Source organism: Nitrospira calida (assembly GCF_976986435.1).
On record NZ_OZ335950.1, the window covers coordinates 2,239,546 to 2,255,127 of the forward strand.

The 15,582-nt window shown below is 59.1% G+C and carries 14 protein-coding genes; 5 read left to right on the forward strand and 9 right to left on the reverse strand.

The window, feature by feature from the left end; genetic code table 11:
• Positions 1 to 14: 14 nt before the first annotated feature.
• Positions 15 to 2,483 carry a tetratricopeptide repeat protein gene (locus ACWHTU_RS10955; protein ID WP_447859394.1) on the reverse strand — a complete coding sequence of 823 codons (2,469 nt, stop codon included), beginning with the start codon at positions 2,481 to 2,483 and terminating at the stop codon, positions 15 to 17.
• A gap of 188 nt (positions 2,484 to 2,671) precedes the next feature.
• Positions 2,672 to 2,875 (reverse strand): cold shock domain-containing protein, encoded by a 204-nt coding sequence (locus ACWHTU_RS10960; protein WP_447859395.1) that lies wholly within the window; start codon positions 2,873 to 2,875, stop codon positions 2,672 to 2,674.
• Between the two features lie 293 nt (positions 2,876 to 3,168).
• On the opposite strand from ACWHTU_RS10960, the gene lptF reads away from it, so the two are divergent.
• The 5 genes from lptF to lpxD all read left to right on the forward strand — a co-directional run bounded on the left by lptF (position 3,169) and on the right by lpxD (position 8,230).
• Positions 3,169 to 4,323 (forward strand): LPS export ABC transporter permease LptF, encoded by a 1,155-nt coding sequence (gene lptF, locus ACWHTU_RS10965; protein WP_447859396.1) that lies wholly within the window; start codon positions 3,169 to 3,171, stop codon positions 4,321 to 4,323.
• A 4-nt stretch (positions 4,324 to 4,327) separates the two neighbouring features.
• Positions 4,328 to 5,419, forward strand: coding sequence for an LPS export ABC transporter permease LptG (lptG, locus tag ACWHTU_RS10970; protein ID WP_447859397.1), 1,092 nt, complete (start codon positions 4,328 to 4,330; stop codon positions 5,417 to 5,419).
• Between the two features lie 103 nt (positions 5,420 to 5,522).
• Positions 5,523 to 6,779 (forward strand): beta-ketoacyl-ACP synthase II, encoded by a 1,257-nt coding sequence (fabF, locus tag ACWHTU_RS10975; protein WP_447859398.1) that lies wholly within the window; start codon positions 5,523 to 5,525, stop codon positions 6,777 to 6,779.
• Positions 6,780 to 6,845: 66 nt separating this feature from the next.
• Entirely contained in the window at positions 6,846 to 7,151 is a 306-nt protein-coding gene (locus ACWHTU_RS10980; RefSeq protein WP_447859399.1) for an acyl carrier protein, read from the forward strand.
• A 5-nt stretch (positions 7,152 to 7,156) separates the two neighbouring features.
• On the forward strand, positions 7,157 to 8,230 hold the full coding sequence (lpxD, locus tag ACWHTU_RS10985) for a UDP-3-O-(3-hydroxymyristoyl)glucosamine N-acyltransferase (protein WP_447859400.1): 1,074 nt from the start codon (positions 7,157 to 7,159) through the stop codon (positions 8,228 to 8,230).
• Positions 8,231 to 8,254: 24 nt separating this feature from the next.
• On the opposite strand, the gene ACWHTU_RS10990 is transcribed toward lpxD, so the two are convergent.
• The 7 genes from ACWHTU_RS10990 to ACWHTU_RS11020 form a co-directional block, all read right to left on the reverse strand.
• Positions 8,255 to 8,776, reverse strand: a complete 522-nt coding sequence (locus ACWHTU_RS10990; RefSeq protein WP_447859401.1) for a hypothetical protein — start codon at positions 8,774 to 8,776, stop codon at positions 8,255 to 8,257.
• A 335-nt stretch (positions 8,777 to 9,111) separates the two neighbouring features.
• Entirely contained in the window at positions 9,112 to 11,319 is a 2,208-nt protein-coding gene (locus ACWHTU_RS10995) for an HD domain-containing phosphohydrolase (RefSeq protein WP_447859402.1), read from the reverse strand.
• 26 nt (positions 11,320 to 11,345) lie between these two features.
• Positions 11,346 to 12,140 (reverse strand): ExeA family protein, encoded by a 795-nt coding sequence (locus tag ACWHTU_RS11000; protein WP_447859403.1) that lies wholly within the window; start codon positions 12,138 to 12,140, stop codon positions 11,346 to 11,348.
• Between the two features lie 138 nt (positions 12,141 to 12,278).
• Positions 12,279 to 13,220, reverse strand: a complete 942-nt coding sequence (locus ACWHTU_RS11005; protein ID WP_447859404.1) for an Hpt domain-containing protein — start codon at positions 13,218 to 13,220, stop codon at positions 12,279 to 12,281.
• Between the two features lie 62 nt (positions 13,221 to 13,282).
• Complete coding sequence (locus ACWHTU_RS11010; protein WP_447859405.1) at positions 13,283 to 14,449, reverse strand: response regulator; 1,167 nt, start codon at positions 14,447 to 14,449, stop codon at positions 13,283 to 13,285.
• A gap of 31 nt (positions 14,450 to 14,480) precedes the next feature.
• On the reverse strand, positions 14,481 to 14,945 hold the full coding sequence (locus ACWHTU_RS11015) for a chemotaxis protein CheW (protein ID WP_447859406.1): 465 nt from the start codon (positions 14,943 to 14,945) through the stop codon (positions 14,481 to 14,483).
• Between the two features lie 12 nt (positions 14,946 to 14,957).
• Complete coding sequence (locus ACWHTU_RS11020) at positions 14,958 to 15,500, reverse strand: chemotaxis protein CheW (RefSeq protein ID WP_447859407.1); 543 nt, start codon at positions 15,498 to 15,500, stop codon at positions 14,958 to 14,960.
• Between the last annotated feature and the right edge of the window lie 82 nt (positions 15,501 to 15,582).

Consider the following 15,582-nt stretch of genomic DNA (forward strand, 5'->3'; position numbering starts at 1 on the left):
GGGGGACGTGCATGCTAGAGATAAGAAATCCGCCGTTTCTTCCGCTCCTGCTGAGGAGGCGCCGATGCGGCGTGGACCGGTTGGCCGCGTCCACCCCGATTCTCTGGCTTCGCCGGTGCCAACGTATCGGCGTTCGACTCATCGTCGCGATCCCGCTCGCGGATCCACTGGATCCGCTGCGGCACGTCCTGGAACTGGGGAATCGTTTCATAGACCCTGAGCGCGCTCTCAAACAGCCCCTCGGCTTCGTACAGAAGTCCCAATTCATACCGGACGGCTGGCGTCTTATCGCCGACGCAGCGGGGATCGGCCAAGGTTTGTTCCAAATGCGCGACGGCCGCCTTGTGCTGTCCTTGTTCACCCAGACAGCGCGCCAGCATGAGCGAGGCGTCCATGAACCATTTCGAGCCCTGCATGGATAACCGGAACTCCTCGATCGCTTCCTCCAATAGGCCCATATTTTTGTACGCAACGCCGAGTGTATATCGGATCTCATACTCTTCTTCCTCGATGCGCATGTCCTGCGGCCGCTCGGCTGACGTGGGCGGCTCACCGGCAGCGCGTTGCACATCCACCGCAACGGAAACATCCGGAGGCGGCGCAGGAGTTTCATCCCGCATGATCGGTTCGAATCGAGACGCCAGTTTGGCCACCACAGGACTGGCCGGAGCCAGCGCTTTCACTTTGTGATACAACTCGGTTGTCAACAATTCCGTATCCCCGTCGGGACGCTGAAGCAGAATATCCAGCGCTTTGGCATACTGGAGCGCGGCAGCCGCACCATCCCCCTTCTCTTCGAGCAGCCGCCCGATCAGTCGGAGCGCTTCCCAATCATCGGGCTGCTCGGCCAGCAACTGGGAAAGAATCGTTTCTGCCGCTACGTACCGTCGATTGAGAATCAACGTCCGGACCCGATCAAGTAAATCCAGCCGGTCCTCGGCATCGCGATTCTTGGAACGTAACATTCCCTTCTCTTGCACCGCTTGAACCGCCGGCTGAGTGTCGGGCATAGCAGGAGCGGATGGAAAGTGTCGGTCTTGCTTCAGATTGACTTTGGATGTGGTGGTCCACACGTCGTCCGGCTCCGCCCCCCGGAGAGCAAAGCCGCCGCTCCCCGCGTCCGAATCCACGACTTCGCCGCGAGTCTCCTCCGTAACAATACGCTCACCTGCGACGGCGTCGTTCAGTGAAAAGGATAGAGATCTGCCCTGATCGGACATCTTGGAATCCGGCTGAGACGAAGCCTTATCGGCTTCGTCTGCGCGTTCTTCAGCCTGCCGTGGTTGTAAAGGAACGGTCTCGGGTTCGAAAACATGCGCGAATTTCTGAATCACTGGGCTGGCTGGCGCCAAGAGCTTGACCTTGGCGTAAAGTTCGGCCGACAACATCGGTAGACCGGGTTCCGGATGTTCTAACAGAACCTCGATGGCTTTGCCGTAATGGATGGCCGCGGCGGCGGTGTCGCCTCTTTGCTCGCACAGAGAGCCCAGCATCTCGAGGAGCGCGACGCACGTCGGCTCAACCTGTAGATATTCGTTGATGAGGGATTCGGCCAAAACGAAATCGTGCGCCCGCATGGCCGCCCCGGCCAGAAACCGGTATTCATTGAGCGCGACTTGCAGATCCCCTCGTTGGAGATGAAGCCGGGCGAGCAACTGACAAACCTGCGGATTCCCCGGCTCGCGGGTCAGCAGTTGCGTGAGGATCGCTTCGGCGCCCGCGTACTGTCCTTCCTCCATACGTCTGGTCGCCTCGGCCAACAGACTCGCCGGTTCCGCGCTCTTCGCAGGCGACACCGGGTGGGTCGGGCTCGGCCGGGCCTCGCGCGCGCCTTCATCCGCAACCCTGGTATAATTCTGAACGTACTGAGCCGCCTCATTGTTGTGGGGATCGATCCGAAGCACGGCTAGATAGGCGTCCCGGGCTTCGTCATAACGCCGCTGCGCCGACCGTTCTCGTCCGAGTTGCAGGTACACGTTAACGGCTTCTTCCTGAAGATTTTCCTGGAGGCACAACTCGGCGACACGCTGCTGGGCATCAAGGTTGGATGGATCCTGACTGACGATTTTCTTGTAAATCTCCAGCGCCTCCTTGGTCTTACGTTCCTTGAGATAGTGCTTGCCGAGCGCCAAGTAATCGGCGACCGCGCTGCTCAGCAGCCCTCGCTCCGCATTCAGATCGCCGAGATGACGGTACACCTCGTACCGCGAGGGATCGACTTTGAGGACTTTCTTGTAGGCGGCGATCGCCTTGAGCGTCGCGCCTTCGGCACGAAATGCTGCGGCCGCCTGAAGGTAGGCCACAATCGCGTCACCCGGCGCATTGCGTTTCAGATGGAGATCGCCGATTGCGTTGTAAACGGTGCCGTCGGTGGAGGCTTCCGCGGTGAGTTTCTTCCATTCAGCGATGGCGGCTTCAAACTGGCCTCGCGAGGCAAAGAGCTGCGCATTTTGCAGGATCGTACTGCGATCGACTGCCAACACGAACCTCCACGATACGCAAACGCTAGCAGTTTCAAGGGGTTTTGTCAAGAAAACGGGCTAAGGATGGTCGAACGCCAGGGGTACACGCATCCCCCTTTCCTCAACTCGCGGTGCCAACGGGAAAGACCCCACCCAGGTGAGCGGGGTCTCCTCTCCGATGAGAATGGGCAAGAACCAGAAAGAAAAGGTCAGGTTTTCATCACATTGGCCGCCTGAGGCCCTTTAGCTCCCTGCACAATGTCGAACTCGACGTTTTCACCTTCCTTGAGAGTCTTAAAGCCCTCACCTTGAAGGGCAGAATAGTGCACAAACACATCTTCCCCGCTTTCCAACCGAATAAAGCCAAACCCCTTTCGATCGTTGAACCACTTAACCGTCCCTTTCGTTTTCACAGAACCCTCCTTTCCTCTACAGCTTCCCGACTACCGCTTCCCGACGTCGAGTCGCTGAGCCCACGAGCGGCGCGGATAAACGCGTGCGAACAGAAACGTCATGGGACAAAAATGACCGAGCTGAGCAACAAACTTCGTACGGGGGGTTGTTCCGGTGATGTGAGACATTTGCCCAGGGCAAAATTCGGGCTGGCATGTAACATAGCACTCCCGGACTTGTCAAGCAGTTCTTTGGCCGTTTCTGCAGAAAACTCCGTACAGGAACAGGGCCCGTCGGCATCGACGTGTTTACAATGTCTGCGCAGTCCCTTATTCTTGTTGGGATTTTCTTGCACGCCGCGTACGGGAGCGTCAGTTCCGTGTTGTTACGCACCATCCTGGATCGCTATATCTTCCTGGAACTCGTCCCGCCGTTTTTCACCAGCCTGGGCACCCTCTGTTTCGTTATGCTAACACGGGAGCTGCTGCGGCTGGTGGAACTACTTGTGTCCAAAGGGGTCGGCTTTTTCGCGGTGCTCAAGGTTTTCGCTCACTTGTTGCCCTCGTTCCTGGTCCTCACGCTGCCCATCGCGGGTATCATCGCGTCGATTACGGCGTTCGGACGACTTTCCTACGACAAGGAACTGATCGCCATGCGGGCTGCAGGTCTGAGCCTGTTGCGGCTTTCCAGATCAGTGTTCTTGTTCGCGGTCCTAGTCTGCGGGCTGACCCTCACCCTTGCCCAGTGGGGGCAGCCCTGGACCAGCGTCAATCTGAAGAAGGTGGCGCTCAATCTACTCCGAGACCAATTGATCTTGGCTCTAGATCGAGGCGTATTTAACGAGCCACTTCCGGGCATGATGATCTTCGTCCCGGAGAAAGATGCCGATGGAGCCCGATCGGGCATTTTCGTCGCCGACTCTCGGAACCCGGACGAGCCGCGCATTATTGTCGCCCGCGAGTATGTGGTCTTGACAGACAGGCGCACGAACCAGGTTGCGCTTCGGCTGTTGGACGGAGTCATCCATAGCAGTCCAGACTCGCGCGACGAGTATCGACAAGTGTCCTTCTCCACTTACGACTTGAAGCTCAGCCTCGCTCATTTCTATGTGCCGGCTGAAGACCGTCCCTCGCTGGAATCGACGCTGGCGCAATTGGAGCAATCGAACTGGACCGACCCCGGCGCCCTGCGCCGCCTGACCGAATATTACAAGGACTTGGCCTTTCCGACCGCGTCGCTCGTGTTTTGTATCCTGGGAATTCCGATTGGCATCGTCTCCAAACGATCGGGACGAATCGGCGGCTTCGCCGTCGGCGTTATGGTCATTATCGTCTACTATGTGCTGAACATCCTGTGCGAGTTTCTGGTCACGACCCTCGTGCTTCCTCCGTTCGCAGGCGCCTGGCTGCCGAACGGCGTGTTTCTCGTCGTGACCGCGGCGGCGTTCTATCGGATGAACCGGCGGTAGCGAAATGGGCATTCTGTTTCGATATCTGCTCCGCGAATATGCCAAAATCTTCGCCATGTGTTTCGCCGGACTAATGACGATCTACCTAGTCGTTGATTTTTTTGAAAAGTTGCGGCGCTTTCTTCGATATGATGCAGAAGCCGTCTATATTGCAGCATTTTTTGTACTCAGAACTCCCGGCATTTCATTCCAGATTGCTCCGCTAGCCGTTCTGATGGCGACACTCCTGACCTTAGGCATCCTGTCGCGCAACCACGAGATTACCGCGATGCGCAGCGCAGGGATCAGCCTCTTCCGGGTCGCTTCACCCTTTCTTTTTTTCGCCGTGCTTGTCGGACTTGTCCTACTGGCCTTCAGTGCCACCGTCATCCCGCTGGCGAACGCACGGGCCGAATATGTAAAAACCGTCAACATCGAAAAGAAATCGCCGTCCATGTCGCTGAAGGCACCCCAACCGTGGGTCAGAATCGGTACTCGGACGTTGATGAATTTCGAGCTGGTCGAACCGGGTGGAGCAGTCCTTCGAGGACTCCGGCTGTACCACCTCAGCCCCAGCTTTCAAGTGGCAGAGATTACCGAAGCCAGGGAAGCCCGCTACACATCCAGCGGATGGATCCTGTACAGCGGCAGTCACCGGACAATCCTCCCAGACGGAACGATCCGGACGACGGAGTTCGAGCGCGAGCCTATCGGGCTTTCGCAGATTCCGGAAGATTTCAGCACGTGGCTCTCGGTTGAATCCGACATGATGACCTTTCGGGACCTCCGCGCGTATATCGATCGGTTGAGCAAGGACGGATACAGTTTCGCGCGGTTTCTCACCGATTACCACGGCCGTCTCGCCTTCCCTTTTGTAACCGTCATCATGGTGATTGTCGGGCTGGCCTTGAGCCTGCGCCGCAGCGGTAGCCGCGGCGGCAGCATGGCGATCGGGATCGGACAGGCGCTGGTGATCGGCTTCTTCTATTGGTCCACACACTCCATCGCGATCGCCCTGGGCCGAAGCGGCGTGCTGGCTCCCATCATGGCCGGTTGGATCACCAACCTGGTTTTCCTTTCTTTCGGTCTTTACTTGCTGCTGAGAGTCCGCTACTGAACCACTCCGTCGATGAGGTTGGAGCTGTTTCATTTCCTTCGATCGATCCGGCAAAGGGAAGTTGACTGCTCCTCGCCCTTCCGGTAAAAGGTGATCAGAACGTATGGCTCAACGTGTTGTGATTACAGGCCTCGGCGTCGTGTCCCCGATCGGAATCGGCATCGGGCAGTTTTGGAAGTCCGCGCTGGAGGGCCGCTCGGGCGTGTCCGCCATCGAGTCGTTCGATCCGTTTCCCATCGAAGGATACCGCTCGCGGGTGGCAGGCCGGGTGCTCCATTTCGATCCGGCGCAATTCCTCGCTCCCGCCCAAGCCGAACGCGTGGATCGGTACGCGCAATTCGCGTTGGTGGCTGCGAAAGAGGCGGTGGCGGACTCCGGACTGCGGTTGGAGATGGAACGCCCGCACCGCGTCGGTGTCATCGTCGGAGCTGGGATGGGCGGCATGGTGATGGGCGAGCGCGAGATCACCCAGCTCTACCAGCAACGGAAGCCCCATCGCGTCCACCCCAATTTCATCCCCGTCATCACCTTGAATTCGGCTTCCGGCATCGTGGCCATGCAATTCGGCGCCAAGGGACCGAACCTCACGATCTCCACTGCCTGCTCCTCGAGTGCGCACGCCGTCGGTCAAGCGTTGAATTGCATCCGGAACGGCCAAGCCGACGTGGTGATCGCCGTGGGCGCCGACGCCAGTATCACCCCCCTAGTTTTCGCCGGCTTCTGTTCTTTGCGCGCGCTCTCCACGCGCTTCAACGACCGGCCGGCCAGCGCATCCCGCCCCTTCGACCGAAATCGGGATGGGTTCGTGATGGGCGAAGGCGCAGGCGCGTTGGTCCTGGAATCGCTGAGCCACGCCAGGCGGCGTAAGGCACGTATGTACGCCGAGGTGGCCGGTTACGCTGCGACCAGCGAAGCCTATCACATGGTGATCCCCCGGGAGGATGGAACGGAAGTCGCGGCGACGATCCGGTTGGCGTTGAAAGACGCGGGAATCGCGCCGTCCCAGGTGGACTACGTCAATGCGCACGCGACGGCGACACCGATCGGCGACGCAGTGGAGATCAAAGCCATCAAAGATGTGTTCAAGTCCCGGGCGAACCGGCTCCTCATTAACGCGACCAAATCGCTGATCGGCCACACCCTGGGCGCCGCCGGAGCCATCGGCACGATCGTTTCAGCCCTTGCGATTGAAACCGGGCAGATCCATCCGACCGTCAACTATGACGACCCGGACCCGGCCTGCGCCCTTCCCGGCATTTCCAAATCGGTTCAAGAACGGCCGATTCGCGTGGCTCTCATGAACGCCTTCGGTTTCGGCAGCAACAACGCGGCCGTCGTGTTGAAGAAACTTTCCCGCTGAATTCAGGAGACGGCGTTGGCCGTTCAACGCCGGCACGCGCAATGCGCACGAGCAATCGGAGTGACCATGACAGCTGATTCGGCGATCGCCGATCGCATTTTGACAGCACTAGCCGAATATCTGAAACGGGACAAACGATCGATCGGCATGGACTACAGTCTCCGCGACGACCTGGGGTTGGATTCCATGGCCACGATCGAGCTGCTGTTCAAGATTGAGGAGGCGTTTGATCTACAAATTCCTGATCAAGACCTGCAAGGGTTAGCCACCGTAGGGGATGTCATCGGCTACGTGGAACGCCGGTTGAAGCCGGCGGCCTCGGCGAAGCAGGCGGTCAAGGCTTCGGTCAAGCGCAGCCGCACCAGGAAATAACCTCCATGCCGGCCCCGTCGTCTAGTTCGCCTATTCCGCTCTCGCGCATCCGCGACCTCGTCCGCGGAGAGCTGTTCGGCCCAGACGACGCGACGGTCTCCGGCATTTCCAGTCTTGAGGAGGCCGGACCGCAGGACTTGACCTTTGTGGCCTCCGACCGCTTCGTGAAGGCGGCCCTGGCATCGAAAGCCGGGGCGTTCATCGTTGGACGCAAAATCGCGCAATTGACTGCCCCCCAACTTGTCGTAGCCAACCCTTCGTACAGCTTTGCTTGCGTCGCGCAGCAGTTTTTTACCGAGCCGTACAGGCCGCGCGGCATCGCAAGCAATCTTGTTCGAGGAGCCGACGTGCTGATCGGACCCGATGTCTCCATTTGGCCATTCGTAACGTTGGGCGATCGCGTGCGGATCGGCGCCCGGGTGACGCTCTTTCCAGGCGTGTTCGTCGGCGAGGATTCAACCATCGGTGACGACTCCGTGCTTTACCCCAATGTCGTCGTCCGAGAACGCTGCGCCATCGGAGCCCGCGTGATTATCCACAGCGGGACGGTGATCGGAAGCGACGGGTTCGGCTATGTGCAGCATCAAGGTCGCCATCATAAGATCCCGCAACTGGGCGGGGTGATCATTGAGGACGATGTCGAACTTGGCGCCAACGTCACCGTGGACCGGGCTACGTTCGGCCAGACCGTGATTAAGCGAGGGACCAAGGTTGACAACCTCGTCCAGATCGCCCATAACGTAACAATAGGGGAAGATACCATCCTGGTGGCCCAAGTCGGCATCGCTGGTAGCACGTCGCTGGGACGTCACGTGATGGTCGGCGGGCAGGCCGGATTGGCCGACCACATCCGCATCGGCGACCACGTCATGATCGCGGCCCGTGCCGGAGTCACGCGCAACCTGGAACCGAATCAGATCGTGTCCGGAGCCCCGGCTATGCCGCACGAGACCTTCATCAAGGCTCAGGCCATTATCCCCCGATTGCCCGAGTTACGCCAGAAAGTGCGCGAACTGGAGGAACGGATTCGACTTCTGGAAGCGAGAGCGCGGACGAAAAAGAACCAACGGCGCCCCTGAGCGGTGGGCACCGTCGCCTGCCCTCTATCGGATCACACCCCGCCAAAAGAACAGCTTGGCCCAGAAAAATCCCGCCCAAGGCATGAGATACGCCGCCAGGTAGTACACATCTCCGAGCATGGCACTCACGGTCGAAGCCGCGAGCAAGACGAGCATCCCGGCCAGGTAAGCCAACGGAACGAATTCGCGCCCCCGATGAATGAGCGGCGACAGGGCCGGCTCTCTTTTCGCGCGGCCGCGAGGAGCTCGCAGGAAAGTCTTCATTCGAGACGCAAACACATCCGGATGCTCGCGCAAGAGGTATTGATGATATTTCGTTTGCCCCCAACCCAACACAGCTCCCAATACCAGCAACCCCGTGCTTTGCACGAACGTCGCCCAACTATAGCTCTCCATCGCAAGCAACTGGTAACCCAAGGCCGCGGTTCCGGCGACCATGAAGATCAACCCCAGAAGGCCGGACGGAAAGAGAATATGCGTCTTAACATAATCTCTGGCTTTCTCGACGCTCCCTTCCAATCGCTTGATGGTCACTAACTTCGGCATCGTCGTCGACAGCACCCCAGCTGCACGCCGCCCAGTGCAGCGCCTTTCCCAGCGCGCGGCGGCGCCGAATTATAGCGCGGGTCCCTTGCGCTTGGCACATGACGGGGCTTCCGCTCATTCCGGTATCGGCAACAGGTCGCCAATCCACACCTTTTGTGGACTGGTGGTGGCCAAGGGTGTGGATGGAGAGAGCTTCCGCCGTCTGGTCGATGTTGTGCGCGAACTGCCCACATTTTGGGCGACGGATCCATCGAGATTTCAACGGACTCGGCGAGTCGCTCAGGTAAATCGTTACGGGAATTGGAGGCTGGACGACCTATTTCATCGGTGGGGAATCAGGCTGGAAGGATTTCACCGATCGACGCTCGCTCGATGCGTCCGACATCGACCCATTGCTGGGCCATGGGAATCAGCGCGTGAAGCCGGGCTTCAACGGCTTCGAGCCGTTGCAGGGCTAGCGTCACCTTCCGATGGGCCGCCACTGTCAAAAAGGTTCCCAGTCCTTGCAAAAAAAGCATAATGGCGGAGGCATTGACCTTCCTGGCCGCTTCATAAAGACACTCCACCTCCGCAACGATCGGTTCAAGACTCTCGCTGGAAATCGCCGTCTCCGCACATCTTGCCCGCAAAGCAGACACCGCGCGTATGATCAACGGGACACGTTTCTGGACCTCCGCGAAAAACTGTTCATCCATTCCCTCAAGTTTCCGCAAGATTCGTTCAATGGTCCGAGCATCGACCGTCCCGGTTGCATCTTCCATCTCTTGTTCAGCCAATCGGATGACCGTATCCAACACGTCCCGCGTGAGTCCGATGGATCGCGGTCTCGCATCACGCCAGTCGCGCAGGACATCCAGGATCGGAGCAGAACCTCTCGGCCGCTGTAATTCAGCATCGGGTTGCGACGGTTCTTGCTCCCCCATTTCTGGAGAGACCGGCCCGCTGAGGTTCATGTCGGTTCCCACAGGGATTTGAGAGTCTGGCGGCGCAACGTGCGCAGCGACATCGTGACCCGCCGTCAAATCCCGGACCGCGGCGGTAATACGGTCGATCCCTTCCTGCAAGGAAGCCAATTGCTCGCTTGTCGCGACCATTTCCCGGCCTCCGACCGATTGAAGGAGGGGCAATAGACTGAACGCCATATGCTCGATGTCAGATAACTGCACGGTGGCGGCAGACTTGCCCAGATTGGTGATGCCATGGCGAATCACGTCCGCCAACTTGGCGCGCAAATGAAACGAGGGCTCACCTTGCAGTTTCCTCAAGGCGCCCTGGATTTGTGAGAGCCATTCCCGCGCCTCCAAGGCGAAGAGCCCCAAGACCTCTTTGTGGAACCGCTCATCGGAGGTGTCCCTTTCCGGCGCCAGGGGAATCGTGGGAGCGGTTTGGACCGACGGCGCCTTGGCCTCGGCACTGTTCCTGCCTTTCGTTGCTACGACCGTTTGGATGGCAGAAGCAATAGCATCGAGGCTTTCTAGGAGAACGGAGAACTGCTCGGACGCCAACGACGCTTTCTGAGAAGACGGCAATGGAGCAGAAGACCCGGATGCAAAAGCGATCCGGTCGACAGCCGGAGGATCGAGCGCTGCCACAATGGAAACCAACGGCACCGCGCTCAAGTCAATCTCGTCGGAATAAGCGGAATCCCCCGCTTCTTGTTTTTCACCAACCCGTACAATCGGCCGCATGGGATACCGCGGGTTGGTCCGGACGACCACTCCTGTTTCACCGGTATTCAGCCGGACGACGGTTCCGAGCGGATAGACCGACAATTGCTCGACGAGCGCTTTCACGATTTCTCTTGGAAAAGCGGTCCTCTCCGTTACCAGGAGTTCCCGAATTGCTTCATGCGGCAGCAGCCGCCGTCGATAGGGCCGCGGGCTGATCAGAGCGTCAAACACGTCCACGACGCCGATGATCTGTGCCATTTCGCTGATCTGCCGTCCCTTCAGTTTGTTGGGATACCCCTGGCCTGCCAGGCGTTCATGAGCCTGTAGAACAATTTGCGCCAGCCAGTCGTACTCTCGGCCGATCTTCTTCACCAGGCGGAATCCCAGTTCCGGATGACGCTCAATCAGCGCCCGTTCCTCCTGCGTCAGCCGTCCAGATTTGGTCACTATTGACGGGGGTACTGCAAAAATTCCGATATCGTGCGTAAGACCGGCCAAGGCGAGTCGTTCCAGTTCCTCCCCATAATAGGCCAACCCCATCCCGACCTTGGTCGCCAGGATCCCGACGTTGACAAGGTTCGTAATGAGAGGATCTCCGGCCGGACTGGAAAGCGCCTGCACAACAAGCCGATCACTTGCCCGGAGGGACGACACCATGCCCCTCGCGATGAGTGACAGTTCATCCAGACTGAAGCTCTGTTCCTGACGAACTACATCGGCGATCCGCGAAAGCTCTTGTTCGGCACGCCCGTACCAGTTGTCGTCCAGCGGAGGATCGGATTGAGCGGGACCGCCTTGTCGATCGGATCGCATGCCGCCGGGAAGACCAGAACCGAACCGCTCGTTCGCCTTCTGACCGCGCTTATCCATCATCCAGAATGCCTTGGGTCCCTGATCGATCACACCATCTGACAGGCCTGGTCAACCAGCCCGGCGTCGATGCGTTCGGTCTTGTCTATCGCTCCCAGCAAGAGGCAGAAATCGCACAACGAATTGATCAGCCGACACACACCGCGGGTGTGTTCGTAGATCCGGCAGATCGCATCCTTGGTAAAGACCTCGTGTCGACAACCGGCTGTCATCATGCGGGTGACAATATAGTCGCGGGTCTCTTCGGCGTTGAAGGGCGCAAGGTGATATCGGACGCTGATCCGTTGATTGAGCTGCGGGTTTCGTTCGGCCCGCGCCTTCAGTTCCGGTTGTCCCATCAGGACCAGCGTCAGCAGGAAGCGATAGTTCAGTTGGAAGTTGAGCAGTAGCCTGAGATCCTCAAACACATGGTCATCTTCAATGGCCTGCGCTTCATCGACGATCAGTACGGTCTCAAGCCCCTGTTCGTGATTGGTCAACAGCTTCGCGTTTAAGCGGCGTACTTGCTCCGCTTTGCTTCCGGCAGGCTCAATCCCAAATTGATAGAGCACCTCGGAAAGAAAGTCCCCCGCCTGCAACGCAGGATTCGTGACCAGAGCAATGTCGTATTGGGACCTGGGAAGGCTCACAATCAGCTCACGGCTGAGCAACGTCTTTCCACACCCGATCTCTCCGGTCAGCATAACCGCTCCTTTGCGACCCTGAATCCCATATCGGAGCCGTTGCCGGGCCGACTCATGCTTGACCGAAGGAAAATAATAGCGGGGATCCGGTACGTTTTCGAAGGGCGCTTCCTGCAACCCCCAATAATCTTCGTAGTGCATGTTGCATCCGCGCACGTTGCGTTCGTGCAGCAATTCTCCGGTTAACACTTAGTCCGAATCCGGCCATTAGTCAAGAACTTGCGAAAGTTGAGGTGGATAGGAAACCAACGCGCCGTCGAGAGAATGGAGGCCGAAGGCTCACGCAGGAAAAATCTTGTCGATCGCCGCTCGTTCACTTTGTCCGACGGCGACCCATTGTTGAGCCATGGACAGGACCTCGGGCAGGCGGGATGCCACCGCTTCGATTCTTTGTGCGGCAAGTACGACCCTGCGTCGCGCTACGACGGTCAAAAAACTATGCAATCCGGTCAGAAATGTCACGACGGGGGCGGCGTTGGCGGTTCGAGCGGCTTCACGCAAATCTTGAACTTGGCGAATCGTCTCGTTCAACTCTTGATCCGGCAGGGCACCGCTGGGAACGGTTTCGTTCAAGCGGGCTACCGTTCGCGCAATCGCCGGCATACGGCAACGCAGGGTCTCCAGGAAATATTCGTCCATTCCATGCAGTTCTTGCAACAAGGTTCGGAGCGACGACACATCAAGCCGATCCAATCCCTGTTGCAGATCACGCTCAAGCTTGCGGATCACAATCTCAGTCAGATTTCTGTTCGGCTCCGACGCCTGAGCACGGGCCGCCTGCAGCTCTTTGAGCGCGCGCAGTAAAGTCGTCGGTCGACGGGCGATGTCATCGTGATCCTCCACGGCGCCGGCTTGGATCGGCATCGAAGAAACGGCAGCGCGCTCAGCAATGGCCTCCGCGATTCTTCGAAGATCATGGCGGAACGACGTGAAACTATCCGGCTGAATGACGGCATCGGGGTTGCGGAATTGGTCGAGAATCGGTAAGAGGGCAAACGCGGATTGTTCGATGTCGGGCAGATTCACCGTAGCGGCGGAGCCTCCGAGATTCGTCAGTGCCCGTGCGATCGCCTCGACGAGCTTCGCATGGCGGTCGGCCGGAGGGCGGCCTTCCAGGTCACTCAAGGCGGCATCCGCCTGATCAAGCCATTCCCGCCCTTCCTGCGCAAACAGCTCGAGCAACTCCCTTTGAAACTCGTCGTCGCCTGCCTCAGGTGCCATCGACCACATCGATAGAGGCTTTTGCCGCCCGGCTCGCGAGGGAAACGGAAGGAGCCTCTAGCCTAGGGTGTGTTCGTTCCATTACCCAGTTTTGAAGCCAATCCCGCGATTTCGGCCAACTTCCTGGCCATATCCTCAAGTCGTTTGGTCGCCTGCTGGGCCGCCAATTCCGCTTCAATTGCCCGCTTCGTCGCCTGCTCAACGCGTTCCTGTTCCGTCTCCAATCTGGCTTCGAGTTCCTTCACGCGCACGATGGCCGGCTCCGTCTCAGCGACCCGGCAGCTGAGTTGCGCAACCTGTTCTCGTTCGGCCACCAGCGCCGCCTCGAGCTCACCCATCCGTTGGATCTGATGTTGCGCTTCGGTCAATCGTTGCGACAGTTCAGCCGCATGTCGCTGTTCGGTTGCCAGCGAGGCTTCGAGCTCAACGGCCCGCCTGGCGATTACCTCGAGCTCGTTGAGTTGCTGAACCAACTGCGCAGCCGCATCCCGCTCCGCACCCAGGGTGGCTTCGAGCTCCTGCACGCGTCCCGCGACTCGCTCCGCATCCGTCGCCCGCTTCTCCAAGAGTGCGGAGCGTTCCTGCTCCGCAGCGAGCTGCGATTCGAGATCCTTCACTCTCGCCGACTCTCGCTCCAATTCCGCGATTCGCTGGACGAGTTGCGTTGTTCGCTCGCGTTCGGCCCGCAGGGCCGCCTCCGCTTCTCCAAGGCGAGCAGCGGCTTGCCGCAAGGCGCCCAATTGCGCCTGATCAATGTCGGGAACCTTGCGCAGTTCCGTCGGCCTGCTGGAAGGCGCTGCGGTCGTGCCGTTGTTGCGGACACCCGCCTCCGCGACGGGAATCGCTACGGTATCCAGCGGCGGACGTTTGGAAAGCAAGTCCAGAACTCGGTCTTTCAGCGACGTGCCTTGAAAGGGCTTCTTGAGCACTCCGTCCGCCTTGCACGTTTCCGCCTGTCTCGTCACCTCGTCATTGACGATGCCCGAAATCAAGAGAACAGGGATATGAGACAACGCCGACTGTGAGCGGACGAACGCGCAGACTTCATACCCGCTCTTATCCGGCATGATCACATCGGAAACGATGAGATCAGGCCGTTCTTTCGACAAGACGGCCATAGCCTCCTCCCCGTTAGCGGCGAGCATGACTCCGAGCCCGGCCTCGGTCAGAAGGCGCTCGGCCACCTTTCGCACCGCGATGCTGTCGTCCGCTACCAAAATCTTCGGCATGAGGTTTTTCCCTTTCCTCCGGCACGGACTCCTACGTGGACGTTTTCCCGGCACCCACCTTGCCGAGCGTGGCTAACGAATAGACCGGGATGCGATCGGCCTCGCCGACATACGTAGCGACGATGTCGGGATCTGGCCCGTTGTACGGCTGAACGGCGGAAGGCTCGACCATCTGCAGAGCAGGAATCTCTTCGTCGACACAAATAGCCATAGGACCATCTTCGTGCTTGACGACCAGGCACAGCGGCGCCGTACCTTGCACGTGAACGTTGAGTCTTGCCGCGAAATCAAAGACCGGCAAGACTTCTTTGCCGCGTCGAGCCACGGACTTCACAAAGGGGGTTTCGCTGGGAACCGACATGGTCGGAGGCCAATGCGACACTCCGCCTACTTCTTCCGCCCTGGCGGCTATGCGTTGCCCTCCGACAGAAAACACCACCAAGCCGCACGCTCTCGATCGCTTGGATTCCGACTTTTGCCGCAGGCTCCTTAACATCCCGCACCCGGTTCATCCCACCACGCATTGGATCGGCGGATCCGCGCCGTGGACGCTCGGAGCTGCCCGCGAAGACGTCCACATCGCATCAGGCCGATTCCCCGTCGAGGTCCGACGCCCTCCCTGCAGAATCCACCCGCAATTCAGGACCAGAGCCGCCGTTTCGCGGAACAAAAACAAGCCGTCGAACCACCGGCGCTCTTCGCCTCGGAACTGCGGCGGCAGCGGCAACAGACTGAGACGCCCGACTTCGACCAGCCCGAGCACTTGGTCGACCTGAAAGGCGCAGTGACAGTCTCCTTCGGAACACAGAATCACTCGTACGTCCGCACCAGACGTCTTTCGCGGAAGGCTCAAAGGCCGAGCCAGATCAATAAGAGGATAGTTCACGCCGAGGAAACACAGGACATCGTTGTCGGACACCTGCTCCGGTTGTAAAATGCCGCGGACCGCGTCAGCCGGTACTGCCATGTGCGTATTCCCAAAGTCCACGACGAGCAGCCGCACGCTGGGGCAGACAGAGGTCGCGACGGTCTTATGACCTCGAAGACTCACGCTGGACTCCTGCCGGAATCTCCGTTTCTTTAACGTTTGGAGCCTCGCGCGGACGACGGATGATCGGCCTCACCGTTCTTCA